At 71.2% G+C, this 26,969-nt stretch carries 31 protein-coding genes and 1 tRNA gene; 27 read left to right on the top strand and 5 right to left on the bottom strand.

The window, feature by feature from the left end:
• The first annotated feature begins 234 nt into the window (after positions 1-234).
• From argC to Q9R20_RS00735, 20 genes are all read left to right on the top strand, one after another.
• Positions 235-1,284 (top strand): N-acetyl-gamma-glutamyl-phosphate reductase, encoded by a 1,050-nt coding sequence (argC, locus tag Q9R20_RS00830; protein WP_311247566.1) that lies wholly within the window; start codon positions 235-237, stop codon positions 1,282-1,284.
• The gene (gene argJ / locus Q9R20_RS00825) at positions 1,281-2,438 is read left to right on the top strand and encodes a bifunctional glutamate N-acetyltransferase/amino-acid acetyltransferase ArgJ (RefSeq protein ID WP_311247565.1); all 1,158 of its coding nucleotides are present in this window, start codon (positions 1,281-1,283) and stop codon (positions 2,436-2,438) included. Before argC ends, argJ begins: the two co-directional genes overlap by 4 nt.
• A complete protein-coding gene (gene argB, locus Q9R20_RS00820; protein ID WP_295839617.1) occupies positions 2,435-3,337 on the top strand; it encodes an acetylglutamate kinase in 903 nt (300 codons plus the stop codon). The genes argJ and argB overlap by 4 nt, the downstream gene beginning before the upstream one ends.
• Complete coding sequence (locus Q9R20_RS00815) at positions 3,334-4,551, top strand: acetylornithine transaminase (protein ID WP_311247564.1); 1,218 nt, start codon at positions 3,334-3,336, stop codon at positions 4,549-4,551. Before argB ends, Q9R20_RS00815 begins: the two co-directional genes overlap by 4 nt.
• The gene (gene argF / locus Q9R20_RS00810) at positions 4,548-5,471 is read left to right on the top strand and encodes an ornithine carbamoyltransferase (RefSeq protein WP_311247563.1); all 924 of its coding nucleotides are present in this window, start codon (positions 4,548-4,550) and stop codon (positions 5,469-5,471) included. Before Q9R20_RS00815 ends, argF begins: the two co-directional genes overlap by 4 nt.
• Positions 5,450-6,619, top strand: a complete 1,170-nt coding sequence (locus Q9R20_RS00805) for a heparan-alpha-glucosaminide N-acetyltransferase domain-containing protein (protein ID WP_311247562.1) — start codon at positions 5,450-5,452, stop codon at positions 6,617-6,619. Before argF ends, Q9R20_RS00805 begins: the two co-directional genes overlap by 22 nt.
• A 9-nt stretch (positions 6,620-6,628) precedes the next feature.
• Positions 6,629-8,059, top strand: a complete 1,431-nt coding sequence (argH, locus tag Q9R20_RS00800) for an argininosuccinate lyase (protein WP_311247561.1) — start codon at positions 6,629-6,631, stop codon at positions 8,057-8,059.
• A 50-nt stretch (positions 8,060-8,109) separates the two neighbouring features.
• Positions 8,110-8,757: a SatD family protein gene (locus tag Q9R20_RS00795; protein WP_311247560.1), complete on the top strand. Its 648-nt coding sequence runs from the start codon at positions 8,110-8,112 to the stop codon at positions 8,755-8,757.
• Positions 8,754-9,461, top strand: a complete 708-nt coding sequence (locus tag Q9R20_RS00790; RefSeq protein WP_311247559.1) for a hypothetical protein — start codon at positions 8,754-8,756, stop codon at positions 9,459-9,461. The genes Q9R20_RS00795 and Q9R20_RS00790 overlap by 4 nt, the downstream gene beginning before the upstream one ends.
• Positions 9,462-9,551: 90 nt before the next feature.
• Entirely contained in the window at positions 9,552-10,865 is a 1,314-nt protein-coding gene (gene tyrS / locus Q9R20_RS00785) for a tyrosine--tRNA ligase (protein WP_311247558.1), read from the top strand.
• A gap of 1 nt (position 10,866) precedes the next feature.
• Positions 10,867-11,658: a DUF4184 family protein gene (locus Q9R20_RS00780; RefSeq protein ID WP_311247557.1), complete on the top strand. Its 792-nt coding sequence runs from the start codon at positions 10,867-10,869 to the stop codon at positions 11,656-11,658.
• A 99-nt stretch (positions 11,659-11,757) separates the two neighbouring features.
• Complete coding sequence (locus tag Q9R20_RS00775) at positions 11,758-12,660, top strand: ParA family protein (RefSeq protein ID WP_311247556.1); 903 nt, start codon at positions 11,758-11,760, stop codon at positions 12,658-12,660.
• Positions 12,644-13,591, top strand: a complete 948-nt coding sequence (locus tag Q9R20_RS00770; protein WP_396653650.1) for a segregation and condensation protein A — start codon at positions 12,644-12,646, stop codon at positions 13,589-13,591. Before Q9R20_RS00775 ends, Q9R20_RS00770 begins: the two co-directional genes overlap by 17 nt.
• Positions 13,581-14,186: an SMC-Scp complex subunit ScpB gene (gene scpB / locus Q9R20_RS00765; protein WP_311247555.1), complete on the top strand. Its 606-nt coding sequence runs from the start codon at positions 13,581-13,583 to the stop codon at positions 14,184-14,186. The genes Q9R20_RS00770 and scpB overlap by 11 nt, the downstream gene beginning before the upstream one ends.
• On the top strand, positions 14,183-14,944 hold the full coding sequence (locus Q9R20_RS00760; protein ID WP_311247554.1) for a pseudouridine synthase: 762 nt from the start codon (positions 14,183-14,185) through the stop codon (positions 14,942-14,944). Before scpB ends, Q9R20_RS00760 begins: the two co-directional genes overlap by 4 nt.
• A 52-nt stretch (positions 14,945-14,996) precedes the next feature.
• On the top strand, positions 14,997-16,130 hold the full coding sequence (locus Q9R20_RS00755; protein WP_311247553.1) for a prephenate dehydrogenase: 1,134 nt from the start codon (positions 14,997-14,999) through the stop codon (positions 16,128-16,130).
• Positions 16,123-16,848 carry a (d)CMP kinase gene (cmk, locus tag Q9R20_RS00750; RefSeq protein ID WP_311247552.1) on the top strand — a complete coding sequence of 242 codons (726 nt, stop codon included), beginning with the start codon at positions 16,123-16,125 and terminating at the stop codon, positions 16,846-16,848. Before Q9R20_RS00755 ends, cmk begins: the two co-directional genes overlap by 8 nt.
• Positions 16,838-18,361, top strand: coding sequence for a ribosome biogenesis GTPase Der (gene der, locus Q9R20_RS00745; RefSeq protein ID WP_311247551.1), 1,524 nt, complete (start codon positions 16,838-16,840; stop codon positions 18,359-18,361). Before cmk ends, der begins: the two co-directional genes overlap by 11 nt.
• 163 nt (positions 18,362-18,524) lie before the next feature.
• On the top strand, positions 18,525-18,971 hold the full coding sequence (locus tag Q9R20_RS00740; protein ID WP_311247550.1) for a DUF805 domain-containing protein: 447 nt from the start codon (positions 18,525-18,527) through the stop codon (positions 18,969-18,971).
• A 151-nt stretch (positions 18,972-19,122) separates the two neighbouring features.
• Entirely contained in the window at positions 19,123-20,025 is a 903-nt protein-coding gene (locus tag Q9R20_RS00735) for an NUDIX domain-containing protein (protein WP_311247549.1), read from the top strand.
• Positions 20,026-20,110: 85 nt separating this feature from the next.
• Here Q9R20_RS00735 and Q9R20_RS00730 read toward each other — a convergent pair whose 3' ends face one another.
• Both Q9R20_RS00730 and Q9R20_RS00725 read right to left on the bottom strand, forming a co-directional pair.
• Positions 20,111-20,494, bottom strand: coding sequence for a S4 domain-containing protein (locus Q9R20_RS00730; protein WP_311247548.1), 384 nt, complete (start codon positions 20,492-20,494; stop codon positions 20,111-20,113).
• 42 nt (positions 20,495-20,536) lie between these two features.
• Positions 20,537-21,115, bottom strand: a complete 579-nt coding sequence (locus Q9R20_RS00725) for a GNAT family N-acetyltransferase (RefSeq protein WP_311247547.1) — start codon at positions 21,113-21,115, stop codon at positions 20,537-20,539.
• Positions 21,116-21,236: 121 nt separating this feature from the next.
• On the opposite strand from Q9R20_RS00725, the gene Q9R20_RS00720 reads away from it, so the two are divergent.
• Together Q9R20_RS00720 and Q9R20_RS00715 are read left to right on the top strand one after the other, a co-directional pair.
• Positions 21,237-21,310, top strand: a tRNA-Pro gene (locus tag Q9R20_RS00720).
• 141 nt (positions 21,311-21,451) lie between these two features.
• Positions 21,452-22,339 (top strand): MFS transporter, encoded by an 888-nt coding sequence (locus Q9R20_RS00715; RefSeq protein ID WP_311247546.1) that lies wholly within the window; start codon positions 21,452-21,454, stop codon positions 22,337-22,339.
• A 42-nt stretch (positions 22,340-22,381) separates the two neighbouring features.
• Here the strand turns inward: Q9R20_RS00715 and Q9R20_RS00710 are convergent, their stop codons facing one another.
• Positions 22,382-23,125: a VIT1/CCC1 transporter family protein gene (locus Q9R20_RS00710; RefSeq protein ID WP_311247545.1), complete on the bottom strand. Its 744-nt coding sequence runs from the start codon at positions 23,123-23,125 to the stop codon at positions 22,382-22,384.
• Between the two features lie 108 nt (positions 23,126-23,233).
• Here Q9R20_RS00710 and Q9R20_RS00705 point away from each other — a divergent pair, with 108 nt between their 5' ends.
• The gene (locus Q9R20_RS00705; protein ID WP_311247544.1) at positions 23,234-23,764 is read left to right on the top strand and encodes a DUF2231 domain-containing protein; all 531 of its coding nucleotides are present in this window, start codon (positions 23,234-23,236) and stop codon (positions 23,762-23,764) included.
• Between the two features lie 119 nt (positions 23,765-23,883).
• Here Q9R20_RS00705 and Q9R20_RS00700 read toward each other — a convergent pair whose 3' ends face one another.
• Positions 23,884-24,258 (bottom strand): DUF732 domain-containing protein, encoded by a 375-nt coding sequence (locus tag Q9R20_RS00700; protein ID WP_311247543.1) that lies wholly within the window; start codon positions 24,256-24,258, stop codon positions 23,884-23,886.
• A gap of 135 nt (positions 24,259-24,393) precedes the next feature.
• Between Q9R20_RS00700 and Q9R20_RS00695 the strand changes: the two genes are divergently transcribed.
• Both Q9R20_RS00695 and Q9R20_RS00690 read left to right on the top strand, forming a co-directional pair.
• Entirely contained in the window at positions 24,394-24,738 is a 345-nt protein-coding gene (locus Q9R20_RS00695) for a YnfA family protein (protein WP_311247542.1), read from the top strand.
• 23 nt (positions 24,739-24,761) lie between these two features.
• Complete coding sequence (locus Q9R20_RS00690; protein ID WP_311247541.1) at positions 24,762-24,971, top strand: hypothetical protein; 210 nt, start codon at positions 24,762-24,764, stop codon at positions 24,969-24,971.
• A gap of 280 nt (positions 24,972-25,251) precedes the next feature.
• Here Q9R20_RS00690 and Q9R20_RS00685 read toward each other — a convergent pair whose 3' ends face one another.
• Complete coding sequence (locus Q9R20_RS00685; protein WP_311247540.1) at positions 25,252-25,683, bottom strand: DUF2000 domain-containing protein; 432 nt, start codon at positions 25,681-25,683, stop codon at positions 25,252-25,254.
• Positions 25,684-25,731: 48 nt separating this feature from the next.
• Here Q9R20_RS00685 and Q9R20_RS00680 point away from each other — a divergent pair, with 48 nt between their 5' ends.
• Both Q9R20_RS00680 and Q9R20_RS00675 read left to right on the top strand, forming a co-directional pair.
• Positions 25,732-26,523, top strand: coding sequence for an AraC family transcriptional regulator (locus Q9R20_RS00680; RefSeq protein ID WP_311247539.1), 792 nt, complete (start codon positions 25,732-25,734; stop codon positions 26,521-26,523).
• Positions 26,520-26,915: a barstar family protein gene (locus Q9R20_RS00675; protein WP_311247538.1), complete on the top strand. Its 396-nt coding sequence runs from the start codon at positions 26,520-26,522 to the stop codon at positions 26,913-26,915. The genes Q9R20_RS00680 and Q9R20_RS00675 overlap by 4 nt, the downstream gene beginning before the upstream one ends.
• Positions 26,916-26,969 lie beyond the last annotated feature (54 nt).

Here is a 26,969-nt window from a genome sequence, read left to right as displayed (position 1 = left end):
TAGGGGCACCCGGGAAGCGATTTGCCCCCTCGCCGTCGCGGCCGATACCCTCGCCACATGTCGTCGATCACCGTTCGCACCGAGGCGCTCTTCGTGAGCACCGGTGGCGAGCGTCGACGTCGGGTCGCGCGCCGATTCTCGGCGACCTCGTAACCCGCCATCGGTCGGGCATACGGGCGTCGCCGCCCCGGTTCATGCTGATTCAGCACCAGCCCCGACTCGTAAGGTAGATGTATGACCCTCTCGGTCGCCGTTTCCGGCGCTTCCGGCTACGCGGGCGGCGAGATCCTCCGCCTCCTCGCCGACCATCCCGATGTCGAAATCCGCACGGTCACCGCGCATTCCAGCGCGGGACAGCCCCTCGTCGCCCATCAGCCGCACCTGCGCTCGCTCAGCCATCTCGAGCTGCAGCCGACCACGCCCGAGGTGCTCGCCGGGCACGACGTGGTGTTCCTCGCGCTGCCGCACGGTCAGTCGGCGCAGTACACCGACGCGCTCGCCGACACCCCGCTCGTGATCGACGCCGGTGCCGACCACCGCCTCACCTCGCCCGAGGACTGGGCGGCCTTCTACGGCGGGCCGCACCCCGATCCTTGGGCGTACGGCGTCCCCGAGCTGCCCGTCGTCGGCGGGAAGCAGCGCGACGCCCTCAGCGGGGCGAAGCGCATCGCCGCCCCCGGCTGCAACGCGTCGACCGTCGCGCTCTCGCTCGCGCCCGGCGTCGCCGTGGGCGTCATCGATGCGTTCGACATCGTCTCAGTGCTCGCCGTGGGCCCCAGTGGCGCCGGCAAAGCGGCCAAGACGAACCTCCTCGCGAGCGAGATCCTCGGTTCCGCCAACCCGTATGCCGTCGGCGGTACGCACCGGCACATCCCCGAGATCCGGCAGGCGCTCGTCGCGGCCGGAGCGCCGGGCGACGGCATCCGGCTCTCCTTCACCCCCGTGCTGGTCCCGATGGCCCGCGGCATCCTGGCCACCTCGACCGCTCCGATCAGCGAGGGGGCGACGGATGCCGAGATCCGCGACGCCTGGGAGCAGGCGTACGCCGACGAGCCATTCGTCGAGCTGCTGCCGGAGGGAGTGTTCCCGCGCACGGCCGACGTGCTCGGAGCGAACGTCGCCTCGCTCGGACTCGCGATCGATCGTGCCGCGAACCGCGTGGTGGTGGTCGCCGCCGTCGACAACCTCGTCAAGGGAACGGCCGGTGCCGCCGTCCAATCCATGAACCTCGCGTTGGGCCTCGCCGAGACCACCGCCCTTCCCCGGAACGGAGTCGCCCCGTGAGCGTGACCGCCCCCGCAGGATTCGAGGCGGCCGGTGTCGCCGTCGGACTGAAGTCGACCGGGGCGCGCGACGTCGCCCTCGTGGTGAACCGTGGGCCGCTGAAGGTCGGCGCCGCCGTCTTCACCTCCAACCGCGCGAAGGCCAACCCGATCCTCTGGTCGGAGCAGGTCGTGAAGGACGGCGTCATCGAGGCCGTCGTGCTCAACTCCGGCGGGGCGAACTGCTTCACCGGCTCGTTCGGCTTCCAGACGACCCACCAGACCGCGGAGCGCGCGGCCGAGCTGCTCGGCATCGGAGCGGGCGATGTGGTCGTGTGCTCCACCGGCCTCATCGGCACAGGCGACGAGGTGTTCCGCGCCAAGGTGCTCCAGGGCGTCGACGAGGGCGTGGCCGCCCTTTCGGCCGACGGCGGAGAAGATGCGTCGGTCGCCATCATGACCACCGACTCGAAGCCCAAGCGTGCCGTGCACGTCGGCGACGGCTGGTCGATCGGCGGCATGGCGAAGGGCGCCGGCATGCTGGCCCCGGGTCTCGCCACGATGCTCGTGGTGCTCACGACCGACGTCGTGCTCGACGCGGCCGAGGCCGACGCCGCCCTCCGCGCCGCGACGCGGGTGAGCTTCGACCGCCTCGACTCCGACGGCTGCATGTCGACCAACGACCAGGTCACGCTCCTCGCGAGCGGCGCCAGCGGGAAGACGGTGGATGCCGACGCCTTCGCCGCAGCCCTCGTCGCGGTGTGCGATGACCTCGCCGCGCAGCTGCAGGGCGACGCCGAGGGCTCCAGCCACGACATCACGATCGAGGTCGTGAACGCCGCGAGCGAGGACGACGCCGTCGAGGTCGGCCGTTCGGTCGCCCGCAACAACCTCTTCAAGGCCGCGATCTTCGGCAACGACCCCAACTGGGGCCGCGTGCTCGCCGCGATCGGCACCACCGACGCCGCCTTCGACCCGTACGACGTCGACGTGTGGATGAACGGGGTGCGCGTGTGCTCCGCGGGCGGGCCCGACCGCCCCCGCGAAGACGTGGATCTCACCCCTCGCGCCACCGACCTCGTCATCGACCTGAAGGTCGGCGACGCGACGGCGACGATCCGCACCAACGACCTCACGCACGACTACGTCCACGAGAACAGCGCCTATTCGTCATGACCCACGTCGATCTCCAAGACACCGACCCCGCCGAAGCCAGCGAGCGGGCGATCACGCTCGTCGAGTCGCTGCCCTGGGTGCGCAAGTACCGCGACCAGGTCGTGGTGGTGAAGTACGGCGGCAACGCCATGGTCAGCGACGAGCTGCAGGACGCCTTCGCCGCCGACATCGCCTACCTCCGCTACGTCGGCGTCAAGCCCGTCGTCGTGCACGGCGGCGGCCCGCAGATCTCGTCGATGCTGAACCGCCTCGACATCCCGAGCGAGTTCCGCGGCGGCTACCGCGTCACCTCGACCGAGGCGATCGGCGTCGTGCGCATGGTGCTCACCGGACAGATCAACCCGCAGCTCGTGGCCAAGGTCAACGCCCACGGGCCGCTGGCCACGGGCCTGAGCGGCGAGGATGCGGGGCTCTTCGGGGGTCGGCGTCGCGGCGTCGTCGTCGACGGCGTCGAGCACGATCTCGGCCGCGTGGGCGACGTCGTCACGGTCGACCCGCAGCCCGTTCTCGACCACCTGGCCGCCGGTCGCGTGCCGATCGTGTCGAGCATCGCTCCCGACCTCGACCACCCCGGCACCTCGTTGAACGTGAACGCGGATGCCGCGGCGGCGGCCCTCGCGACGGCCCTCAACGCCAAGAAGCTCGTCGTGCTCACCGACGTGCCGGGCCTCTACGCCGACTGGCCCAACCGCGACTCGCTGGTGTCCCACCTGACCTCGACGGAGCTGCGGGCGATGCTGCCGCGGCTGGAGTCGGGGATGATCCCGAAGATGCAGGCGTGCCTCGACGCCGTCGACGGGGGAGTGCCCACCGCGGCCATCATCGACGGACGTGTGCCGCACTCGGTGCTCGTCGAACTGTTCACCAGCAAGGGAATCGGAACGGAGGTGGTCGCATGACCACCGCAACCTGGCAGGACGACGCGGGACGGGATCTGGTCCGCAGCTTCGGCGACCGCATGGCGCTGTTCGTGCGCGGCGAGGGCGCGTACGTGTGGGACAGCGAGGGCACGAAGTACCTCGACTTCCTCGCGGGGATCGCCGTGAACGCCCTTGGTCACGCCCACCCCGTCTTCGTGAAGGCCATCACCGAGCAGGCGGCCACGCTCGCCCACGTGTCGAACTACTTCGCCACGCCCCCGCAGCTGGCGATGGCCGCGCGTCTCAAGCGTCTGGCCGGGACGGGCGAGTCGGGCCGGGTGTACTTCGGCAACTCCGGCGCCGAGGCGAACGAGGCGGCGCTCAAGCTCGCGCGCCTGCACGGTCGCGGCACCGATCGCACCCGTATCCTGACGCTCAAGGGTGGGTTCCACGGCCGCACCATGGGGGCTCTCGCCCTGACCGGCAAGCCCGCGCTCCAGGCCGACTTCCTTCCCATGGTCCCGGGGGTCGAGCACATCGACGCCACCGTCGAAGCCCTCGAGGCCGCGATGGACGTGCGCGTCGCCGCGCTTCTCGTCGAGCCCATCCAGGGCGAGGCCGGCGTCGTCGAGCTGCCCGAGGGATACCTGCAGGCGGCGCGCGAGATCACCGCCCGTCACGGTGCGCTGCTCATCGTCGACGAGATCCAGACCGGCGCCGGCCGGACGGGGGCCTGGTTCGGCTTCCAGCACGCCGGCATCGTCCCGGATGCCATCACGGTGGCCAAGGGCATCGGCGGAGGTTTCCCCATCGGCGCGCTCATCACCTTCGGCGCCGCGAGCGACCTGTTCTTTCCCGGCACGCACGGGTCGACCTTCGGCGGCAACGCCCTCGGCACCGCCGTCGGCGGGGCCGTGCTCGAGGAGATCGAGTCGGCGGGCCTGGTCGAGAACGCCGCTCGCCGCGAGGCGCAGCTGCGCGAGGGGATCGCCGCGCTCGGCTCCCCGCTCGTCGAGGGCGTGCGCGGCCGCGGTCTGCTGCTCGGCATCGGGCTCACCAGCCCGGTCGCCAAGGCTGTGGTCGCCGCCGCCCAGCAGCACGGTCTCGTCGTCAACGCCGCGAACGACACCACGATCCGCATCGCACCGCCGCTGACGATCCAGGATGCCGAGGTCTCGGCGTTCCTCGAGCTCTTCGGCGCCGCGCTGGCGACCGTCTCCGATGCCCTGATCCTAGAAGGAGCCCCCGCGTGACCCGCCACCTGCTGCGCGACGACGACCTGACCCCGGCCGAGCAGGCCGAGATCCTCGACCTCGCGATCGAGCTGAAGAAGGACCGCTGGGCGCTGAAGCCGCTCGAGGGGCCCCAGACGGTCGCGGTGATCTTCGACAAGTCCTCGACCCGCACGCGCGTGTCGTTCGCGGTCGGGATCGCCGACCTCGGTGGCTCGCCCCTGATCATCTCGACCGCCAACAGCCAGCTCGGCGGCAAGGAGACCCCCTCCGACACCGCGCGCGTGCTGGAGCGCCAGGTCGCCGCGATCGTCTGGCGCACCTACGCGCAGTCGGGGCTCGAGGAGATGGCGCGCGGAACCCGCGTGCCGGTGGTCAACGCGCTGAGCGACGACTTCCACCCCTGCCAGCTGCTCGCCGACCTGCTCACGATCCGCGAGCACAAGGGCGAGCTGAAGGGCCTGACGCTGTCGTTCTTCGGCGACGGGCAGAGCAACATGGCCCACTCCTACGTGCTTGCCGGCGTCACCGCGGGCATGCACGTGCGCGTCGCCGCGCCCGCCGACTACGCGCCCCGCGCCGACGTGATCGCGGATGCCGAGCGGATCGCCGCCGAGACCGGCGGCTCGATCACCCTGCTCGGCGACCCCGACGTCGCGGCATCCGGAGCCGACGTCGTCGTCACCGACACGTGGGTCTCGATGGGCAAAGAGGAGGAGAAGATCGCGCGCATCCGCGACCTGGGCGGCTTCAAGGTCACCAGCGAGCTGATGACGCGCGCCGCCGACGACGCGATCTTCATCCACTGCCTGCCCGCCGACCGCGGTTACGAGGTCGACGCCGAGGTCATCGACGGCCCGCAGAGCGTCGTCTGGGACGAGGCCGAGAACCGTCTGCACGCGCAGAAAGCGCTGCTGGTGTGGCTTCTGCGTCAGGACTGACCTCCCGCGCCGGCCGGCTCTGGACCCGTTTCGACGGTCCGGGCCGGCTGGCCGGTGTCGACCTCGCCCGCGGACTCGCGGTGCTCGGCATGCTCGCCGCGCACTTGCTCGACACCGATCGGGTGCTCACTCTCGAGCCCGACACCTGGGTGACGCTCGTCAACGGGCGCTCCTCGATCCTGTTCGCGGTGCTCGCGGGCGTCTCGATCTCGCTGGTGACCGGGGGGAGCCGGCCCCTCGCCCCCGAGCGCCGCCCCCGGGCGGCGGCGCGCCTCGCCCTGCGCGGGGCCCTGCTCTGGGTGATCGGGCTGTTGCTGGTGCTGACCGGCGTTCCCGTCTACGTCATCCTCCCCGCCTACGCGCTGCTGTTCGTGCTGGCGCTGCCGTTCCTGGGGATGCGGGCGCGCGGGCTGTTCCTGACCGCGGGCGTGCTGGCGCTGGTCATGCCGTGGATCCAGCCGGTGCTCGATGCGGCGCCGATCTGGGCGGGGGCCGGGGGAGAGGAGCTCGCCGCGATCGTGGGGTGGCACTACCCGTTCACCGTCTGGATCGCGTTCCTGCTCGCCGGGATGGGGGTGGGTCGTCTCGACCTGCGCGCGCTGCCCGAGCAAGCGATGCTCGTCATGGCGGGACTCTCGCTCCTGCTCGCCGGGTACGGCTTCGCGGTCGCGACTGCGCCGCTCGTCGCGCGGCAGCCGTACCTCGCGGCGGTGCTGACCGCCGAGGATCACTCGTCGGGTCTGTGGGAGGTCATCGGCTCGGGTGGGTTCGCCCTGTTCGTGATCGGCTCGTGCCTGCTGCTGTGCCGGACGCCCGTGCGCTGGGTCGCCGTGCCGCTGCGCGCGGTGGGGTCGATGCCGCTGACCGGGTACGTGCTGCAGCTCGTGGTGTGGGCGATCGTCGCGCTCGCGCTCCTCGGCGACACGTCCGATCTCCTCGGCATCCGGGAGGCGGGCCTGTTCGTGCCGCTCACCGCGGGGCTGATCGTCGGTTGCACGGTGTGGGCGCTCACGGTCGGCCGGGGTCCCCTCGAGACGGTCATCGACGCGATCGTCCGCGCCGTCGTCGGACGGGATGCCGCCCCTCGGCCGGATGCGCCGGACTCGACGCCCGTCACCGGCTCCGGCGGTGTCGGCGGCCCTCGGTAGGCTGGACGTATGAGCAGCGAGACCGGTCAGTCGACGAACGAGGGCGCCCTGTGGGGGGCCCGTTTCTCGGGCGGACCGTCTCCCGAACTGGCGGCGCTGAGCCGCTCCACCCATTTCGACTGGGACCTCGCGCTGTACGACATCCAGGGCTCGCACGCGCACGCCGCGGCTCTCGAGGCCGCGGGGTACCTCAGCGCCGACGAGGCGCGGGCGATGCACGACGGTCTCGACGACCTCGCCGCCCGCGTGCAGGACGGCTCGCTCGTCGCCGCACCCGGTGACGAAGACGTGCACGGGGCCCTCGAGCGCGTTCTCATCGAGACGGTGGGCCCGGCCCTCGGCGGCAAGCTCCGCGCCGGCCGCAGCCGCAACGACCAGATCGCGACCCTCGTGCGGCTGTACCTGCTCGATCACTCGCGCACGATCACGCGCGACCTCCTCCGCCTCATCGACGCTCTCGTGGCGCAGGCCGAGGCGCACGAGAGCGCGATCATGCCCGGCCGTACGCACCTGCAGCACGCACAACCGGTCCTCCTCGCCCACCACCTCCAGGCTTACGGCTGGGCGTTCGTGCGCGGTCTCGAGCGGCTGCGCGACTGGTCGGTGCGCGCCTCGGTGTCGCCCTACGGCGGCGGGGCGCTCGCCGGGGCGACGCTCGGCCTCGACCCCCAGCTCGTGGCCGACCGCCTGGGCCTGGCCCGCCCGGCCGAGAACTCGCTCGACGGCACGGCCTCCCGCGACGTGGTGGCCGAGTTCGCCTTCATCACCGCCATGATCGGCGTCGACCTCTCGCGCCTGGCGGAGGACGTCATCCTCTGGAACACCCGCGAGTTCGGCTTCGTCACCCTCGACGACTCCTACTCGACCGGCTCGAGCATCATGCCGCAGAAGAAGAACCCCGACATCGCGGAGCTCGCGCGCGGCAAGGCCGGACGCCTGATCGGCAACCTGTCGGGCCTGCTCGCGACGCTCAAGGGCCTGCCCCTGGCGTACAACCGCGACCTCCAAGAAGACAAGGAGCCGGTGTTCGACTCGGTCCGCACGCTCGAGCTCGTGCTGCCGGCGTTCTCCGGCATGATCGCCACCATGCGGTTCCACACCGACCGCCTGGCCGAGCTCGCCCCGCAGGGCTTCTCGCTCGCGACCGACGTCGCCGAGTGGCTGGTGCGGCAGGGCGTGGCCTTCCGCGATGCGCACGAGATCTCCGGAGCGCTCGTGCGGGCGTGCGAGGAGCGCGAGATCGGTCTCGAAGACGCCGACGACGCCCTGCTCGCGCGCGTGTCGCCCGCGCTCACCCCGCAGGTGCGCGAGGTGCTGACGATCGAGGGCTCGGTGTCGAGCCGTACGGGCGTCGGCGGGACGGCGCCGGTCCGCGTGGCCGAGCAGCGCGAGGAGCTCGTCGCGCGAGCTCAAGCGGCATCCCGTGCCCTCAACGGTTGATATCAGCGAATCGCTTATCAAATCGGGTAAATAAGCTTTAGACTTATCTCATGACCGTCGCGGTGATCGCCGACATCGTGGCTTCTCGGCAGCTGGCCGACCGGGCCGGTGCTCAGCGCGCGATCGCCGAAGCCGTGCAGAGGGTCGAGCGCGATCTGCCCGTCGCAACGGCCCCGCTCGCGGCCGTCGTCGGCGACGAGCTGCAGGGCGAGTACGCGGCGCTCACCGACGCGCTCGCCTCCCTTCTGCTGCTGCGCCTTGCGCTGCCCGACGACGTCGACTGCCGGTTCGGCATCGGCGTGGGCGACACGCGCCCGATCGAGCTCGAGGGACGCACGCTGCCCGAGGGGCCGGCGTGGTGGGCCGCCCGCGATGCCGTCGAGCACGTCGAACGGCTGCAACAGCGCGCCGCGCCGCTCGCGCGCACCGGCATCCGGCTCGCAGAGGGGCAGGATGCCACCATGTCCGAGGCCATTGCGCTCGCCGCCGCCTACGCGCTCAGCCGTGACCAGCTCGTCTCGGCGATGAGCGAGCGCACGCGTCGCCTGACCTACGGACGGTGCATCGGCCTGACGCAGCGCGAGCTGGCCGACGCGGAGGGCGTCAGCCAGTCCGCGGTGTCGCAGGCCCTGGCCGCGGGCGGTTCCGCGGCGATCATCGAGGGCTTCGACGTGCTTGCGGCGAAGGCGCGCGCATGATCGCCGCGGGACTGCTCCTGCTCGCGGTCGGTGCGGTCGACCTGCTGCGGCAGATGATCCGCACGCGCCGCGTCCTCGCCTTCGCGATCGCGGCCGTGCTGCTGATCGTGGCGTCCGCGGGTCTCGACGCCCTCGTCGCCGGCATCCTCGCCGTCGCGGTCGGTGCGATCTGGATGTGGGTCGTCCCCGAGAACGGTCCCGCCCGCGCCGGGCTCTGGCCGGTGGCCCTGCTCGGGCTCGCCGCCGCCGCGTGCGTCGTCGTGGCCCCGGGGCGCGAGCGGCCGGGACTGCTCGGACAGCTGTGGGCCTCGTACCGCCCCGGGGAGGCGGTCTCGATCGACGTGGCCGTGCTCGTGATCGGCTGCCTGGTGTTCCTGCTCGAGTCGGGCAACGCCGTGGTGCGCATCGCCCTGCGCTCCGAGATGGGCGGGGGCGCGGTCGACGCCGACGCGGCGCCCACCCTGAAGGGCGGCCGCCTCATCGGTCCGCTCGAACGCATCCTCGTCTTCGTGCTCACGCTCAGCGCGGCTTACACGCTCTTGGCCGCGGTCCTCGCCGCGAAGGGCATCGTGCGCTTCCCCGAGATCTCGCGCGACCGAGACGACGGCAACCGGGCCGAGTACTTCCTCATCGGCAGTCTCGTCAGCTGGGTGACGTCTCTGGCGGCGGCCTTCCTGGTGTGGTGGGGCATCCGCGCGGGGTGAGGAGCGCGGCGGGCCGCGAGAGCTGAGGTCGTGGCGGTGCCGTGGGTGGCGGCATCCGGGGTCGGAACGGCCCGCTGGTACCCTGAACCGGTGTCTGCACCGATCGACGCGGCGCCCGTGAGCGCCCTCGCCCCCGCCAACGACCCGACCTTCGACAACGTCTGGGACGAGCTGGTGTACCGCGGACTCATCCACGTCTCGACCGACGAAGGCGAGCTGCGCGAGCTGCTGGGCGGCGACCCGATCGTCTTCTACTGCGGGTTCGATCCGACCGCGCCGAGCCTGCACCTGGGCAACCTCGTGCAGCTTCTCACCATGCGTCGCCTCCAGCTCGCCGGTCACCGTCCCCTCGGCCTGGTCGGGGGTTCGACGGGTCTCGTGGGTGACCCCCGCCCCACCGCCGAACGCACGCTGAACACGCGCGAGACCGTCGCCGAGTGGGTGGCGCGCCTGCGCGCGCAGGTGGAGCGCTTCCTGAGCTTCGAGGGCGAGAACGCCGCCCGCATGGTCAACAACCTCGACTGGACCGCGCCGCTCAGCGCCATCGACTTCCTGCGCGAGATCGGCAAGCACTTCCGCGTCGGCACGATGCTGAAGAAAGACGCGGTCAGCGCGCGCCTGAACTCCGAGGCCGGCATCAGCTACACCGAGTTCAGCTACCAGATCCTGCAGGGCATGGACTACCTCGAGCTGTACCGCCAGTACGGCTGCGTGCTGCAGACCGGCGGCAGCGACCAGTGGGGCAACCTCACCAGCGGCACCGACCTCGTGCGCAAGGTCGAGGGAACGTCCGTCCACGCCATCGGCACGCCGCTGATCACTAACAGCGACGGAACGAAGTTCGGCAAGAGCGAGGGCAACGCCATCTGGCTGGATGCCGAGATGTGCAGCCCCTGGGTCATGTACCAGTTCTGGCTCAACACCGACGACCGCGACGTGGCCGAGCGCCTCAAGGTGTTCACGTTCCTCACGCGCGCCGAGATCGAGGAGTACGAGGCCCAGGTCGAGGCGGAGCCGTTCCGCCGCGCCGCGCAGAAGCGCCTCGCGCGCGAGGTCGTGACGACCGTGCACGGCGCCGAGGCGGCCGAGGCCGTGATCGCGGCGACCGAGGCGCTCTTCGGTCAGGGCGATGTGACCGCGCTCGACGCCGCCGTGCTGCGCAGCGCCCTCGAGGAGCTGCCGCATGCGACGGTGCCCGCGCGGTCGAGCGTCGTCGAGGCGCTCACCGCCACGGGCCTGTGCGCCAGCCTCAGCGAGGCGCGCCGCGCGATCGCGCAGGGCGGCGTCTCTCTCGACGGCGAGAAGGTCACGAGCGACGAGGCGGTCGTCGAGGGAACGCTCCCCGGCGGTGTCTCGGTGCTGCGCCGCGGCAAGAAGACGCTCGCGGGTCTGTTCCTCAGCTGATATGCCGTTCACGCCGAGCCATGCCGTCGTCGCGCTGCCCTTCCTGCGCACGCGGCTGGTTCCGGCGGGGATCGCGATCGGGGCGATGACCCCCGACCTGCCGCTCTTCGTCCGCGGGATGTGGCCCGGCTACGGCCTCACGCACGACCTCGCGTGGCTCCCGGTCACGGTCGTGGTCGCCGTCGTCCTGCTGCTGGTGTGGCGATGCGTGCTCCGACCCGCGACCCGGGAGCTCGTGCCGCGCCCGGTCGCGGAGCGCCTACCGGCGGACTGGGACGCCGGTGCCCGCGCGGCGGCGCGCGAGAGCGAAGGCGGGGGAGTCGTCGGCATCCTGTGGCTCGTCCTCTCGCTCGCGCTGGGGGTGGCCTCGCACATCGCGTGGGACCTGTTCACCCACGAAGGACGGGCGGGGGAGCAGCTGTTCCCCGCGCTCGCGGGGCAGTGGGGGCCGTTCACGGGCGCGAAGTGGCTGCAGCACGCCTCGAGCGCCGTCGGGCTGCTCGTGCTCGCGGTCTTCGCGGCCGTGTGGCTGTCGCGGCGCGCGGCCCGGCCGGTGCGAAGGGTGATCCCGGATGCCGTCCGCTGGGCGTGGTGGTTCTCGCTCCCGGTCGCGCTGGTCGGCGCGGCGGTCGTGGCGGTGGCTCTCAACGGCGGGTTCGATGCGGATTACACCCCCACGCACCTCGTCTACGGCGTCCTGACGAAGATCGCCGCCGTCTGGGCGGCGCTGACGCTCGCGCTGGCGGTGCTCGTGCAGGTGCGGCGCGCGCGGGCGGTCGTGCGCGTCGGGTAGCGCTCGAGCCTCCGGAGGGCGGTGGCTGAGCCCGTCGAAGCCACCGGCCCGCGGGTCACACGGGCGGGGCGACGGGCGACGGCTAGACTCGACGACGTTATGACGAAGGCGGGAGACTCGGTGTCGGCGAGCACGAAGGGCCAGAAGACGGGCGCGGACGAGGTCATCCTCGGACCCACCGGTCGCCCCTACCAGGGGTTCCCCACCCCGAAGCCGCTCGACAGTCACGGCCCCGCCCGCATCATCGCCCTCTGCAATCAGAAGGGCGGCGTCGGCAAGACGACCACCACGATCAATCTCGCGGCCTCGCTCGCCGGGTACGGCCGCCGCGTGCTGGCCATCGACTTCGATCCGCAGGGTGCGCTGTCGGCCGGTCTCGGCATCCAGACGCACGACGTGCCGACCATCTACGACCTGCTGCTCGACACCAAGCGCGACCCGCACGAGGTCATCGTGCACACGCGCGTCGAGGGACTCGACGTCATCCCCGCCAACATCGACCTGTCGGCGGCCGAGGTGCACCTCGTCAACGAGGTCGCCCGCGAGACGATCCTCGCCCGGGTGCTGCGCAAGGTCGCCGCCGACTACGACGTGATCCTCGTCGACTGCCAGCCCTCCCTCGGCCTGCTCACCGTCAACGCCCTCACCGCGGCGCACGGCGTGCTGATCCCGCTCGAGTGCGAGTTCTTCGCGCTGCGCGGCGTCGCCCTGCTGGTCGAGACGATCGACAAGGTGCGCGACCGCCTCAATCCCGCGATCGAGCTCGACGGCGTTCTCGCCACGATGTACGACCCCCGCACGCTGCACTCGCGCGAGGTGCTCGAGCGCGTGGTCGAGGCGTTCGGCGACGACGTGCTCGAGACGGTCATCGGCCGTACGGTGAAGTTCCCGGATGCCTCGGTCTCGGGCATGCCGATCACGGAGTTCGCGCCCGAGCACGCCGCCGCCCAGGCCTACCTGCGGCTGGCGCGGGAGCTGGTCGCCCGTGGCGCCGTCGCCTGACGAGACCCCCGACGCCGTCGCCCTCGCGTCGGCCCCTCAGCCCGCGACCGAAGTCCTCGAGCCCGCGGCCGAGGTCCCTGAGCCCGAGAACGAGGTCCCTGAGCCCGTGACCGAGGTCCCTGCGCCTGTCGAAGGGACCGGAAGCGACTCCTCGGGCTTCCGCGTCACGCTCCCTGTCTTCGACGGACCCTTCGACCTGCTCCTCACCCTCATCTCTCGCGCTGAGCTCGACATCACCGAGGTCGCCCTGAGCCGAGTGACCGACGAGTTCATCGCCTACCTCCGGGCGATGGGGCCGGAGGGCGATCTCGACGAGGCGAGCGAGTTCCTCGTCGTGGCCGCGACCCTGCTCGACATGAAGATCGCCGGTCTCCTGCCGCAGGGCGAGCTGGTGGATGCCGAGTCGGTGGCCCTCCTCGAAGCGCGCGACCTGCTGTTCGCACGTCTGCTGCAGTACCGCGCCTTCAAGGAGGTGTCGGCGTGGTTCGCCCGCTGCCTCCAGCGCGAGGACCGGCGCCACACCCGGAACGTGCGCCTCGACGAGAAGTACCGCAGCGCGGTTCCCGAACTGAAGTGGACCCTGAGCGCCGACGACTTCGCGGCGCTCGCCGTGGTCGCTCTTGCGCCGAAGCAGATCCCCACCGTCGGTCTCGACCACCTGCACGCCCCGCTCGTGAGCATCCGCGAGCAGGCCGCGATCGTGGTGACGCTGCTGCGCTCGGCCGGGACCTTGAACTTCCGCGACCTCGTCGCCGGGGTCACCGAGACCGGCGTCGTCGTCGCGCGATTCCTGTCGATCCTCGAGCTGTACCGTCACGCGGCGCTGTCGTTCGAGCAGCTCGAACCACTGGGGGAGCTGACCCTGCGCTGGACCGCCGAGAGGTGGTCGGAAGAGAACCTCGCCGCCCTGGGAGCCGACTATGACCGATGACACCGCCGCCCCGGAGGCGCCCGCGCGCTCGGTCGACCCGGCATCCGTCGCTCGTCGCCTCGAGGCGATCCTGCTCGTCGTCGAGGAGCCGCAGAGCCTCGTGAGCCTCGCCGCGGCCGTCGGTGCGCCCGTGCCGGCCGTGCGCCAGGCCGTCGACGCGCTCGTGGCGGACTACGACGGCGAGACCGGGGGGCCGGTGCGCGGCTTCGAGCTGCGCGAGGTCGGCGGAGGCTGGCGCCTGTACGTGCGCGAGGAGTACGACGACGTGGTCGGCGACTTCGTCAACACCCAGGCGCCCTCGCGGCTGTCGCAGGCGGCGCTGGAGACCCTGGCCGTCATCGCGTACAAGCAGCCCGTGACGCGCGGGCAGGTGGCATCCATCCGCGCGGTGAACGTGGACTCGGTCGTGCGGACGCTCCTCGCCCGGGGGCTCATCACGGAGGTCTTCACCGACTCCGACACGGGCGCGATCCACTACGGGACCACCGACCAACTGCTGGTCAACCTCGGCATCAACTCGCTCGACGAGCTGCCGCATATCTCGCCGTTGCTCGACGACGGCTCGGACGGATTCGACGGAGAGGTACTGAAGTGAGTGAAGCGGATGCCGAGGGCGTACGCCTGCAGAAGGTTCTCGCGAACGCGGGCGTGGCCTCGCGCCGCGTCTCGGAGCAGATGATCGTCGAGGGACGCGTGCGGGTGAACGGCGTGGTCGTCACCGAGCTCGGCTCGCGCATCGACCCCGAGGTCGACCTCGTCGACGTCGACGGCACGGCGATCCAGCTCGACGCGTCGAAGCGCTACGTCATCCTGAACAAGCCCACCGGGGTCGTCAGCTCGATGAACGACGATCGGGGCCGACCCGATCTGCGTCGGTACACGAAGGAGTGGGACGAGCGTCTCTTCAACGTCGGACGACTGGATGCCGACACCTCGGGCCTGCTCGTCCTCACCAACGACGGCGACCTCGCCCACGTGCTCGCGCACCCCTCGTTCGGGGTGACCAAGGTGTACATCGCCAAGGTCGAGGGGCAGGTGCTGCCGCAGACGATCCAGCGCCTCATCAAGGGCGTCGAGCTCGAGGACGGGCGGATCGCGGCCGACAAGGCGCGGCTGCTCGACTCCTCGCGGGGCGAGAGCCTCGTCGAGCTGACCCTGCACTCGGGCAAGAACCGCATCGTGCGCCGCATGATGGCCGAGGTCGGTCACCCGGTCGTCGAGCTGGTCCGGCGGCAGTTCGGGCCGCTGCACCTGGGAACTCTCCCGGTGGGCAAGGCCCGCGAGTTGACTACAGTAGAACGCGGTGCCCTGCTCACGCTGTCTCGTCGAGACGGCGACGCTCCCGTGGAGTGAGCCTCCCGGGCGTCTTGCGGCGCGAGCGGTGCCGCCCAGGGCAGGAGACCCGATGAGCGAAGTCAAGGCAACGTCCGCGCGCGCGGCCGGACCTTTGGCGACCCGCACGAGCGGCACCGTCCGCGTCGTCGGTTCGGGTCTTCTCGGCGCCAGCATCGGTCACGCGCTCACCGCCGCGGGCGTCGACGTCGTGCTCGTCGATGCCTCGCCCTCTCAGCTGCGCCTCGCGATCGACTACGGCGCGGGTCGCGCCGAGCGCCCCGACGACCGTCCGTCGTTGATCGTGGTGGCCGTTCCCCCCGACGTGACGGCCGACGTCGTCCAGCGCGAGCTCGAGGCGTTCCCGGATGCCGTCGTCACCGACGTCGCGAGCGTGAAGCTCGAGCCGCTGCGCACACTGCGCCAGCGCGGTGTCGATCTCACCCACTACATCGGCTCGCACCCCATGGCCGGTCGCGAGCGCGGGGGAGCCATCTCGGCCCGCGCCGACATCTTCGTCGGTCGCCCTTGGGTGGTCTGCCGCGACGGCGAGACCAGCGCGCACGACCTGTCGCTCGTCGAGGGGCTCGCGCTCGACCTGGGTGCGACCCTCATCGAGATGACTCCCGAAGAGCACGACGAGTCCGTCGCGCTCATGTCGCACGTGCCGCAACTGGTGGCGAGCCTGCTCGCGGGTCGTTTCGTCGAGGCGCCCGACGGCTCGCTGCGCCTCGCCGGCCAGGGCGTGCGCGACACGACGCGCATCGCGGCATCCGCTCCCGAGCTGTGGGTGCAGATCCTCGGGGCGAACGCGGCGCCCGTCGTCGCGGTGCTCGATCGGCTCGCGGCCGACCTCGGCGAGGTCGCCGACGCGCTGCGCGACCCCGACGTCCCCGGCGCCCGCCGTGCGGTGGCCGACACCATCCGCCGCGGCAACGAGGGCGTGGAGCGCCTGCCCGGCAAGCACGGCCAGAACCGCCGCTTCGATACCTTCGTCGTCATGGTCGACGACACCTCCGGCCAGCTGGGGCGCCTCTTCGGCGAACTCGGCGACCTCGACGTCAACGTCGAAGACCTACGCCTCGAGCACTCGCCCGGAGCCCCGTTCGGTCTCGCCGAGATCAGCGTCGTCCCCGACGCGGTCCGCCGGGCCGTCGACGGTCTCCAGCAGCGCGGTTGGCGGATTGCGAGCACCACCCATGACTGAGTCCACCCCCTCCGTGACCACGGCGCGCGCAGGCACCGCCGCGCCGGTCGTCGTCGCGATCGACGGTCCCGCCGGCAGCGGCAAGTCGAGCGTGTCGAAGGCCGCCGCGGGCCGCCTCGGCTACGGCTTCCTCGACACGGGGGCCGCCTACCGGGCCCTCGCCTGGCACGCCCTCGAGCACGGGGCCGACACCTCCGACGCCACCGCGGTGCTGGAGGTGTTCGGCGACTTCGACTACGCGATTTCGCTCGACCCGGCCGACCGCTGGGTGCGCGTGGGCGGCGTCGACGTCACCGCGGCGATCCGGGAGCCCCGGGTCACCGACGCCGTGAGCGGGGTGGCCCGCGTCGGCGCCGTGCGGCACGCCGTGAACGAGCTGTTCCGTCGGCTCGTGGCATCCGCTGGTCTGGCCGGTGTCGTGGTCGAGGGACGCGACATCACCACGGTGGTGTTCCCCGACGCGCCCGTGCGCGTCCTGCTCACCGCGGCGCCCGAGGTGCGCGCCGCCCGGCGCAGCGCAGAACTCACCGATCAGGACGCCGCCAAGGTCGCCGCCGCGCTGCACAAGCGCGACGCGGCCGATTCCACGGTCGTCGACTTCCTCACCGCCGCCGAAGGCGTGCTGGTCGTCGACTCGACCCACCTCGATTTCGAACAGACCGTCGACGCCGTGCTGAGCGTCGTCGACAACACGATGGGAGCCCGCGATGGGCGTTGAAGACGAGTACGAAGGCGGGCCCGACCAGCTCGCCGAGAAGATGGAGAACCTCGACGAGGTGCTCGCCGAGCAGCGGGCCGAAGCGCTGCGCGCGGGACTGGAGGACTTCGACCTCGATGAGGACGACGCCCAGCTGCTGGCGGGGCTCGCCTCGGGCGAGGGCGCGATCGAGTTCCTCCCCGCGCTGCCGGTGGTCGCGATCGTCGGCCGCCCGAACGTGGGCAAGTCGGCGCTGGTGAACCGCATCCTCGGCCGCCGCGAGGCCGTCGTCGAGGACACCCCCGGGGTCACGCGCGACCGCGTCACCTACAAGGCCGAGTGGCTCGACCGCCGCTTCTCGCTCGTCGACACCGGCGGCTGGGAGCCCGACGCCAAGGGCATCGACCGATCGGTCGCGGCCCAGGCGGAGGTCGCGATCGATCTCGCCGACGTGGTGCTGTTCGTCGTGGATGCCACGGTGGGGGCGACCTCGACCGACGAGCACGTCGTGAAGCTGCTGCGCAAGAGCAAGAAGCCCGTCTTCCTCATCGCCAATAAGGTCGACGACGCGCGCCAGGAGCCCGAGGCGACGGCCCTGTGGAACCTCGGCCTCGGCGAGCCCCATCCGGTCTCGGCCATCCACGGCCGCGGCGTGGCCGACCTGCTCGACGAGCTCATGAAGGTGCTGCCCGACGTGTCGGCGGTCGCCAAGTACGAGATCGGCGGACCGCGCCGCGTCGCGATCCTCGGTCGACCGAACGTCGGCAAGTCGTCCCTGCTCAACAAGGCCGCCGGTGAGGAGCGCGTGGTCGTCAACGAGCTCGCGGGCACCACCCGCGACCCGGTGGATGAGGTCGTCGAGCTTGGCGGCAAGCTGTGGACGCTCGTCGACACCGCCGGCATCCGTCGTCGCGTGCACCTGTCCCAGGGCGCCGACTTCTACGCGTCGCTGCGCACCTCGACGGCGCTGGAGAAGTCCGAGGTCGCCGTCGTCGTGATCGACGTCTCGCAGCCGATCAGCGTGCAGGACCTCAACATCATCGACCTCGTGCTCGAGTCGGGTCGCGCGCTCGTGCTGGCGTTCAACAAGTGGGACCGCCTGAACGACGACGACATGGAGAACCAGGACCGTCGCCGCTACCTGGAGCGCGAGATCGAGCAGGACCTCGCGCACGTCTCGTGGGCCCCCCGCGTGAACATCTCGGCGCGCACGGGTCGTCACCTCGACAAGCTCGTGCCCGCCCTCGAGCAGGCGCTCGAGTCGTGGGACACCCGTATCCCGACCGGCAAGTTCAACGCGTTCCTGTCGGAGCTCGTCGCCGAGCACCCGCACCCGCTGCGCGGCGGCAAGCAGCCGCGCATCCTGTTCGGCACGCAGGCGGCGACGCGTCCGCCGACCTTCGTGCTCTTCACGACCGGGTTCCTCGACCCCGGCTACCGCCGGTTCATCCAGCGGCGCCTGCGCGAGATCTACGGCTTCGAGGGCACGCCGATCGTGCTCAACATGCGCATCCGCGAGAAGCGTCAGCGCTGAGGCAGGTCACGAACGCCCTGATCCCCGCGCGGGGGTCGGGGCTTTCGTGCGTGGTGGCGATGCGGCGAAACATTCCTGCGCGGAGCGCTGCGGAATCGGTACAGTGCTTCCGCGCCGACGATCCCGTCGGCGCCTCGAATCGCCACGTGTCAGGGGGACACACATGTCGAACACGAACACCAACGTTGCGCTCGGGCAGCCGTACTACGGCGCTCCGATCGGCGCAGCCGTGCAGCGCTTCTTCAAGAAGTACGCCACATTCACCGGGCGGGCCAGCCGCAGCGAGTACTGGTGGTGGGTCCTGGTGAACGCCGTGGTGCTGGCGGTGCTCGGAACGCTCGCGCTGGTCACCGGAGGCGGAGGCGGAGTCGACGAGTACGGCGCGCCCGCCGGACCCTCGGGACTGGGCGTGGTCTTCCTGGTCCTCTACGTCGTCTGGGGACTCGCCACCCTCGTACCCGGCGTCGCCCTCGTGGTGCGCCGCCTGCACGACACCAACAAGAGCGGCTTCTGGATCTTCGTCGGTCTGGTTCCATTCGTGGGCAGCCTCATCCTGCTCGTGTTCATGCTGTTGCCGCCCGTGCCGGAGGGCGCGCGCTTCGACGCCTGAGCATTCATCGAACGCCCCGATCCCCGTGCGAAGGTCGGGGCGTTCGTGCGTTCGGGGCGCGTGCCTGTGGACGGGGCGTCCGCTTGCGCTGTCCGACCCCGTGTGACGTCCGACGGAGCCACCGCCGCCCGGCTGTGCCAGGCTGGACGCGATGACGATCGAGCCTCCCGCCCCCGGTGAACCGCGGCGCCCGCACGGACCCCGCGATCCCGGCGACGCCTGGGTCGTCGCGCCCACCGGCGAGAAGTACTGGGGTCGATTCGGTGCGGCCGGGCTGCTCGCCCTCGACCCGCTGCGCGGCGTGCTGCTGCAGCACCGCGTCGCGTGGAGCCACTTCGGCGACACCTGGGCGCTGCCCGGGGGTGCGCGGCACGAGGGCGAATCCGCCCGCGACGGCGCGCTGCGTGAATCCGGCGAGGAGGCGGGCGTCCCGGCGGACGCCGTGCGGGCGCGGTTCGAGAGCGTGCTCGACCTCGGAATCTGGTCGTACTCGACGCTCGTGGCCGATGTCACGACTCCCTTCGAGCCCGTGATCAGCGACCCCGAGAGCGTCGCTCTCGAGTGGGTGCCGGTCGACCGTGTCGACGCGTTGCCGCTGCACCCCGGGTTCGCGGCATCCTGGCCCGCCCTGCGCGCCGCGCTGTCGACCCGGCCCGCTCTCGTGGTCGATGTGGCGAACGTCATGGGCTCGGTACCCGACGGTTGGTGGAAGGATCGCGCCGGTGCGGCCGGGCGGATTCTGTCCCAGCTGGCGTCGCTCGACGCGGCGGGCGTGGATGCCGAGCTCCTCGGCCTCTCGGCCACGCGCTGGTTCCCGTCGATCACCGCGGTGCTGGAGGGCCAGGCGCGGTCCGCTCAACCGGTGGGGCGAGCGGTCGAGGTTCGCCGTGCCGAGGGTGAGGGAGACGATGAGATCGTGGCCGTCGCCCGGGCACTCGTCGCGATGCATCGGCCCGTCATCGTCGTGACGAGCGATCGCGAGCTGACGCGCCGCGTCGAAGAGCTCGGCGCCGTGTCGCACGGCACGCGCTGGTTGCTGGATCAGCTGGGCTGACCGGCGACGGCGGCGCCGCGCTCGGGCGCTGTCACCCGCACGACCTCAGGGCCCGCGCCGCGAAGCGGATGCGCGCGCCCGCGGGTCAGTCGACCTCGCGGCCCCGCAGCTTCTCGATCTCACGGCGGTCGCGTTTGGTGGGGCGCCCGGCGCCGCGGTCGCGGACGGGCACGAACGGCATGCTCTCCTTCGGCGGCGGCGGGGGAGTGCGGTCGTCGACCGACTCGGCGACCAGCGCTGCGCCGACACGCTTCGCGATGGTCTTCTTGACGACGAGGATCCGGTCGAAGCCCTGGATGCGCACGCGCAGTTCGTCGCCCGGTCGCACCGGTTGCGCGGCTTTCACGCGCTCCCCGTTGACGCGCACGTGGCCCGCGCGGCAGGCGGTGGTGGCCGCCGAGCGGGTCTTGTAGACCCGCACCGCCCACAGCCACGCGTCGACGCGGGCGGTGGTGGTGGCATCCGTCATGTCAGATCCTTCGTCGGCGAACCTCCATGGTAGGTCGGGCCGTCAGTCGTGCAGCGTCAGCGAGACGAGGGCGCGGTCGGGCTTCGGCCGGTCGACGACGTCGAAACCGGCGTCCTGGAACATCGACACCGTTCCGCGGTACAGCTGATTCGCGGATCTCTTCGTGACGGCGGGGTCGAGGGGATACGCCTCGACGACACGCGCACCGGCGTCGCGAGCGGCGGAGACGGCGGCATCCAGCAGCTTCTTCATCAGGCCCTGCCCGCGGTGCGCCTTTCGCACGACGAAGCACGAGACCGACCAGACGTCGCCGGCGTCGAGCGGCTCGCGCGTTGCGGTGGTGACATCCCGGGTGCGCAGAAGCCGCGCCTGATCGACGCGGGGTCCCACGCGCACCCAGCCCGCGGGCTCGCCGTCGACGTAGGCGATGAGACCGGGGGCACGATCACCGTGCATCTCGGCGTGGAAGCGCTGCGTGAGCTCGTCGCGCGACGTCTTCTCGAACTCGGCGTTGGTCAGCAGCCACCACTGGCACTGGCAGCCGGGACCGTCGCCGCTGCCGAGCGCCGTCTCGGCGTCGTCGAAGCGGTCGCCGGTGGCGGGCAGGATCTTGATCGTCATGACGCGACGGTAGCCATGGCCACGGACATCGACAAGGGCGTGCCACACGCCCGGGGTGGCGGCCGGTTCGCGGGGTGGCCGGGGAGGGGCTAATATAGGGGAGTTGCCCGCTCGCGGGCGACGGGATGTGGCGCAGCTTGGTAGCGCACTTGACTGGGGGTCAAGGGGTCGCAGGTTCAAATCCTGTCATCCCGACAGAAGAGCCCTGATAGAACGCAAGTTCTGTCAGGGCTCTCTTGTTTCCGTGGGCCGCTTTCGTTGGTCCCCTTCTGGTCCCCCGGCGGTTGGGGTCAGCGGTCGCTCGACGGTGTCGACGGTCGCTGGAGCACCGGACCTGTGGATAAGGCCATCGTGCTCATCGCCCTCGCCGCGGTGTGGGTCGGTGTCCCCCGCCACGAAAGAGGGGTGCGCCTTGAGCGTCTAGGCGTGCTCGGGGCAGTTCTGGTCACCACGGGTGTGGGAGCGGCCGTCGCCGCCGTCGCCACGGGCAGTGAGGACGGCTGGACCGCTGCATCAACACTCCTGTGCGCTGCTGCCGGGGTCGTGCTCCTGATCGCCTTCGTCATCGTCGAGCAGAGGACAGCGCACCCGATCATGCCCCTGCGGCTGTTCCGCGTGCGCAGTCTCGTCGGAGCGAACGTGTTCGGCTTCTTCCTATCTGCGGGACAGCTCGCCGCGTTCTACTTCTGCTCGCTCTACATTCAGCAGGTCTGGGGTATCGAGCCCGCCCTCGCGGGGGTGCTGTTCCTGCCATTCTCCCTCTTCGTGGTCGTCGGTATCGCGATCGCGCAGCGCCTCGCGGCCCGGATCGGTATGCGCACGGCGCTCCTCGTCCACGGTATCGTCGGCGCCGCCGGGCTCGGCTGGTTCTCCCTCATGCCCGCGGAATTCGCGTTCTGGCTGGGGATCGTCGGGCCCTCCCTGTTCGCAGCCGTCGGCATCGGAGGGGGCTTCATGCTGCTCGGGTCGGCCGGCACCTCCGGCGTCGTGCCGCACGACGCCGGCATCGCCTCGGGGGTGCTCAACAGCTCACGCCAGCTGGGCGGCACGATCGGACTCGCCGCCCTGGTCGCCGTGGCCACCGCAACGACCGGTGCGGCGGCGACCCCCGTCGACGCGCTCGCCCAGGGCTATCGCGCCGGGCTCGGATACGGCGCGGTGCTGCTAGCGATCGGAGCAGTCGCTGCGTTCGCGATCGTGCCGCGCTCCGCTCGGGCCGACTGATACACGAGGCAGGCAAGGAGCCCGAGCGCCCGATCGATGAGCTCAGACGACCCCGGAGGTGCCGAGCAGGAGACCGATGGCGAAGGTGGCTGCCAGCGCGAGCGCCCCGCCCGCCACGATGCGGACCACGGGGCGCAGGGCCGGACTGCCACCGATGCGTGCGCTGATGAAGCCCGTGGCGGCCAGGGCGAGAAGGACCGCGCCGAAGGCGACCGGGACGCGTATCTCGGGCGGGGGCAGCAAGATGGCGAGCAGGGGAAGGAGGGCTCCGAGGAAGAAGGCGAGCGCGGAGGCACCGGCGGCGGCGAGCGGGCTCGCGACTCCCTCCTCGTCGAGTCCCAGTTCCGCTTCCAGGTGCGCGGTCAGGGCGTCGTTCGCCGTGAGTTCGCCTGCGACCTGGTGAGCGGTCTGCGGCGAGAGACCGCGGGCCCGGTAGAGCTCGGCGAGTTCTTCGAGCTCACCCTCGGGGTCTTCCTCGAGCTCCGCACGTTCTTTCGCGATGAGGGCGCGTTGGCTGTCGGTCTGGCTGCTGACCGAGACGTACTCGCCGAGCGCCATGGAGATGGCACCTCCCACCAGGCCCGCGACGCCCGCGGCGAGGATGGGAGCGGTCGCGGTGGTCGCTCCGGCGACGCCGACGACGAGGGCGGCGACGGAGACGATCCCGTCATTGGCTCCGAGGACTCCTGCTCGGAGCCAATTGAGCCGTCCGGTGATGGCGGTGTTGTGAGGTTCGGGGCGGAGATCGGACGGAGGGAGAGGCGACCCGGTGGGCATGAGACACATGCAAGCACCGTTCGGGCTATAAGGCCAGGCCGCTCCATCCTCTGGCTTCACCCCTCACCGTCACCGCGGCCCGGCTCATATGAAGTCGTAACCATCTCGGGGCGCAAGATGGTCCGCAGTGCGGCTCTCCGGTGGTTTGCTGAGCGCATGTGGCAGATCGCGGGCCTTCCCGCACATCCTCTCCTCGTGCACGCCGTCGTCGTGCTCGTCCCGCTCGCAGCTCTCATGGTGGTGGTGGGGTCCGTCTGGCCGGCGGCGCGGAGGAGGCTGGGGGTTCTCACCCCTCTCGTCGCGGCCGTCGCGCTCGTGTTCGTCCCCCTCGCGAAAGAGGCTGGGGAGGCTCTCGAACGCCAGGTGCCGGAGTCCGCTGTGCTGGAAGCGCACACAGAGCTCGGTGATCAGCTCCTGCCGTGGGCGGTCGGGTTGTTCCTCGTGGCAGCTGCGCAGTGGGTGTGGTTCCGTCTCCGCGCGCGGAGATCGGCCGATGAGGGGCGCAGGGGACGTGCGCGAGTGGGTTCCCTCGTTCTCGCGGTGGTGGCGGTCACGGTCGCCGTCGGCACCACGGTCTCCGTCGTCCAGGTCGGTGACAGCGGGGCCCGCGCGGTCTGGCAGGGAGAGGCCGGAACCGGAGGGCAGTGATCCGTCACGCGTGGTGACCGGCCGGCGGTTCCCGTTCCCTCGAGCGATCGGCCCGAAGTGTGTCGGCGGCTCACGGCGTCGCCAGCGAGGTCTTCCGTCGTCTCCGCCCGGCCCGCCGCTCACGGCGTCGGTGCGTACTCCGGACACAGATGGATGCCGCTGAGCACCACGACCGCGCTCGCCTCGGGGCTCGAGAGCGCACCGCCCTGCATCGAGTCGAAGACCTCCTTCGGGGTGAGGCCGCTGTCGAACGCCGCGCAGACGGCGTGGCCGAGATCCAGCCAGAGCTGCACGGACGACAGGTCGGTCTTCGGGAGCTGTTTGCGCAACTCGGCGAGGTAGGCGGATTCCTGCGCGAACGTCTCACGGGCGGCTGCGTCGGGGTCGGGCGTCGCGGTCGTCTTCGACGGCGACGGGCCGACCGGGAAGGTCCCGCACGCGGTCAGGCTCCCGGTCACCAGCAACACGGCCGCGATCGCGGCCATCTTCTTCATGGGCTGAGCGTAGGCCACCGCACGTGCGCAGGGGAGGGGGATCACCCCCGTGCCGCGTCGACGCGAGCCCGGTGTCACGGCGTCCCGGACATCGGCATCCGGGGGTGCGATCGCGGCCTCCCGGATAATGACGGCATGACCACCGCGCGTATCGTCGTCCTCTTCGCCCTCGCCGCGGTCGCCGAGATCGGCGGAGCCTGGTTGATCTGGCAGGCGGTGCGCGAGAACCGGGGGTGGTGGCTCGCACTGATCGGCATCCTGGCCCTGGGGGCGTACGGGTTCGTGGCGGCGCTGCAGCCCGATGCGCATTTCGGTCGCGTGCTGGCGGCCTACGGCGGTGTGTTCGTGGCGGGGTCGCTCGCGTGGGGGATCGTGGTCGACGGCTTCCGGCCCACCGTGTGGGACTACGTCGGGTCGGCGGTGGCCCTCGTGGGGGCGGGGATCATCATCCTCGCCCCGTCAATGGCGCAGACGGAGTGAGGGGCGCGCGTACGCTGGCGAGCATGACGAACGTCCCCGGAGACATCAACCGGCTGCGTGCCGTGACGGAGAGAATTGATGCGGACAACCCGTTGAAGGTGCCGTTCACCTTCAACCAGGGGCACATCAGTCCGCGGCTCGAGCGTCTCGAGGCGAAGCTCTCCTACATGGTCGAATACATCGCCTACCTCGAGCAGCGGATCGAAAGGCTAGAGGAGCGAGTAGTTAACTAGGCGTACTTTTCCTCGTCTGTCAACCACCACCCGTCGCGGGGCCGGGCCGAGGACACTCGTTCCATGAAGAACGACACCACGCCTCACGAGGGCCTCGCCGACGACTTCGCCGAATCCGACTCCGCACGCCCCTTCGGGTCGTACCTGTCGCTGATCAACGGCGGAAGCTGATCGTCCCGAGCCTCCCCGCGAGGTTCGCCACCGCAGGGTCGGATGCTGAAAGCATTCGGCCCTGCGTCGTTCTCGGGGCCGTGCGTGCGGCGGTGCCGACGGCCCACGTTCACCGGTGGAACACCGCCCCTTGGACCGCTCGGTCGACTGCGTTGCGGGGTCCGCGCAGGGCGATGCCGACGAGATCGAGATCGGATGCCGCCACCTCGGCCACCGCGGCACGGTTCGCGGCGTCGTGAGACGTCGTGAAGAGCTCCCGCGTGTAGATCGCGAGAGCCACGTCATCGCGCGCGGCGGCCTTCGCCCGCGCCCGGCCCAGGGTCTCGGCATCCGCTGACATCACCATGACGGGCTGACGGAGCATCGGGAGGTAGGTCGTGCCGTCGGCGTCGCGATACGGCTCGCCGACGAGGGCGGGGGCGCTCGTCGCGATCCCCGTCATGAGGAAGGCGGTCACGTTCAGCTCCTGCCACGCGGCGAGGCCGTCGCGGACCACGACGACGACCTTGGTGTCGAAGGACGGGGCGGTGTTCTCGGTCATCTCCCCAGCATCGGCTGGGATGTCGGAGGGGTCTTGTACGTTTCTTGCATGGTCGATCGTGTGCGGGCGTGGCATCCGCGAGTGCCCCACCTGCGTGAGGCCTACTACGCCGATCTCGACCACGCCTATCCGGTGCACACGCATGCCGACTGGGCGGTCATGCTCGTCGATCGCGGCGTCGTCCGCTACGCGCTCGACGGCGCGGAGCACCACGCGGAGCCCCAGGCGGTCACGCTGCTGCCTCCCGGCATCCCGCACGACGGCCGGTCCGACATCGCGGGAGAGGGGTATCGCAAGCGTGTCCTGTACCTCTCGGGCGAATGGATGCCGTCGTCAACGGCCTCGCGCCTCGCGCGGCGACCGACCCTGGCACACGTCGGCGCGCTCGACGCCGTGCGCCGGGTGCACGCCGCGCTGCGGCATCCGGGCGATGAGCTCGCCGCGGAGCACTGGCTTCTCGCCGTTCGCGAGGCCGCGGTGTCGCACGCGGGATCGGGGTCAACCGCCGCGACCGACGCCCCTCTCGCCCTCCGCTTGCGCGACCTGCTCGACGATCGCCTCACCGAGACGTTCACCCTCGCCGACGCCGCTCGCGAACTGCACGCGCACCCGAGCCACCTCGTGCGGGTGTTCTCCCGCGCGTTCGGTATCGCGCCCCACCGCTACCTGCTCACCCGGCGCGTCGACGCCGCGCGGCGGCTCCTGCTCGATGGAGTGCGACCGGCAGACGTCGCCGCCCGCACCGGCTTCCATGACCAGGCGCACCTGACGCGGCACTTCCGACGCGTCCTGGGCGTCACACCGGCCCTCTTCGCGGCGTCGAGCGGCCGGATGCCATGACCCGGCCGACGATCGAGATCGACGGGGCGGCGGTGCACGGCATCCCCTCCCTCTACGCCGAACTCGATCGGGCGTTCATGCCGGACGAGGAGTGGACGCTGGGGGAGAGCCTCGACGCACTCGACGATCTGCTGTACGGCGGATTCGGCGTGCTGCACGGCGCGGACGGGGCCCGCGTCGTGTGGCACGATGCGGAACTCTCGCGCGCCGCGCTGGGTGTCGAGACGACACGCGCGTACTACCGCGCCAAGCTCGACCGACCCGACGTGTACGCGGCGGCACCGGCGCGGCGCGCGCTGGAGGCGCTGGATCGCGGGGAGGGTGAGACGTACTTCGACCTCGTGCTGCGGGTGTTCCGGGGTCATACCGAGGTCGAGCTGGTCCTCGACTGAGGTCGTCGGTGGGAGCGCCGGTGCGTTGCAGCGCAGCGGGTCTGCCGGCGGGGC

It is taken from the genome of Microbacterium sp. PRF11, assembly GCF_031844085.1.
Classification (GTDB): Bacteria; Actinomycetota; Actinomycetes; order Actinomycetales; family Microbacteriaceae; genus Microbacterium.
The sequence above is the reverse complement of the archived record's forward strand: the minus strand, read 5'-3'. Positions and strand labels throughout refer to the sequence as shown.

Bases quoted from the DNA above. Each gene is read 5' to 3' on its own strand.
- argC (WP_311247566.1), top strand. From the start codon at position 235: ATGACCCTCTCGGTCGCCGTTTCCGGCGCTTCCGGCTACGCGGGCGGC.
- argB (WP_295839617.1), top strand. From the start codon at position 2,435: ATGACCCACGTCGATCTCCAAGACACCGACCCCGCCGAAGCCAGCGAG.
- Q9R20_RS00815 (WP_311247564.1), top strand. From the start codon at position 3,334: ATGACCACCGCAACCTGGCAGGACGACGCGGGACGGGATCTGGTCCGC.
- argH (WP_311247561.1), top strand. From the start codon at position 6,629: ATGAGCAGCGAGACCGGTCAGTCGACGAACGAGGGCGCCCTGTGGGGG.
- Q9R20_RS00795 (WP_311247560.1), top strand. From the start codon at position 8,110: ATGACCGTCGCGGTGATCGCCGACATCGTGGCTTCTCGGCAGCTGGCC.
- Q9R20_RS00790 (WP_311247559.1), top strand. From the start codon at position 8,754: ATGATCGCCGCGGGACTGCTCCTGCTCGCGGTCGGTGCGGTCGACCTG.
- Q9R20_RS00780 (WP_311247557.1), top strand. From the start codon at position 10,867: ATGCCGTTCACGCCGAGCCATGCCGTCGTCGCGCTGCCCTTCCTGCGC.
- Q9R20_RS00775 (WP_311247556.1), top strand. From the start codon at position 11,758: ATGACGAAGGCGGGAGACTCGGTGTCGGCGAGCACGAAGGGCCAGAAG.
- scpB (WP_311247555.1), top strand. From the start codon at position 13,581: ATGACCGATGACACCGCCGCCCCGGAGGCGCCCGCGCGCTCGGTCGAC.
- Q9R20_RS00755 (WP_311247553.1), top strand. From the start codon at position 14,997: ATGAGCGAAGTCAAGGCAACGTCCGCGCGCGCGGCCGGACCTTTGGCG.
- cmk (WP_311247552.1), top strand. From the start codon at position 16,123: ATGACTGAGTCCACCCCCTCCGTGACCACGGCGCGCGCAGGCACCGCC.
- der (WP_311247551.1), top strand. From the start codon at position 16,838: ATGGGCGTTGAAGACGAGTACGAAGGCGGGCCCGACCAGCTCGCCGAG.
- Q9R20_RS00740 (WP_311247550.1), top strand. From the start codon at position 18,525: ATGTCGAACACGAACACCAACGTTGCGCTCGGGCAGCCGTACTACGGC.
- Q9R20_RS00735 (WP_311247549.1), top strand. From the start codon at position 19,123: ATGACGATCGAGCCTCCCGCCCCCGGTGAACCGCGGCGCCCGCACGGA.
- Q9R20_RS00730 (WP_311247548.1), bottom strand. From the start codon at position 20,494: ATGACGGATGCCACCACCACCGCCCGCGTCGACGCGTGGCTGTGGGCG.
- Q9R20_RS00725 (WP_311247547.1), bottom strand. From the start codon at position 21,115: ATGACGATCAAGATCCTGCCCGCCACCGGCGACCGCTTCGACGACGCC.
- Q9R20_RS00710 (WP_311247545.1), bottom strand. From the start codon at position 23,125: ATGTGTCTCATGCCCACCGGGTCGCCTCTCCCTCCGTCCGATCTCCGC.
- Q9R20_RS00705 (WP_311247544.1), top strand. From the start codon at position 23,234: ATGGTCCGCAGTGCGGCTCTCCGGTGGTTTGCTGAGCGCATGTGGCAG.
- Q9R20_RS00700 (WP_311247543.1), bottom strand. From the start codon at position 24,258: ATGAAGAAGATGGCCGCGATCGCGGCCGTGTTGCTGGTGACCGGGAGC.
- Q9R20_RS00695 (WP_311247542.1), top strand. From the start codon at position 24,394: ATGACCACCGCGCGTATCGTCGTCCTCTTCGCCCTCGCCGCGGTCGCC.
- Q9R20_RS00690 (WP_311247541.1), top strand. From the start codon at position 24,762: ATGACGAACGTCCCCGGAGACATCAACCGGCTGCGTGCCGTGACGGAG.
- Q9R20_RS00685 (WP_311247540.1), bottom strand. From the start codon at position 25,683: ATGACCGAGAACACCGCCCCGTCCTTCGACACCAAGGTCGTCGTCGTG.
- Q9R20_RS00680 (WP_311247539.1), top strand. From the start codon at position 25,732: ATGGTCGATCGTGTGCGGGCGTGGCATCCGCGAGTGCCCCACCTGCGT.
- Q9R20_RS00675 (WP_311247538.1), top strand. From the start codon at position 26,520: ATGACCCGGCCGACGATCGAGATCGACGGGGCGGCGGTGCACGGCATC.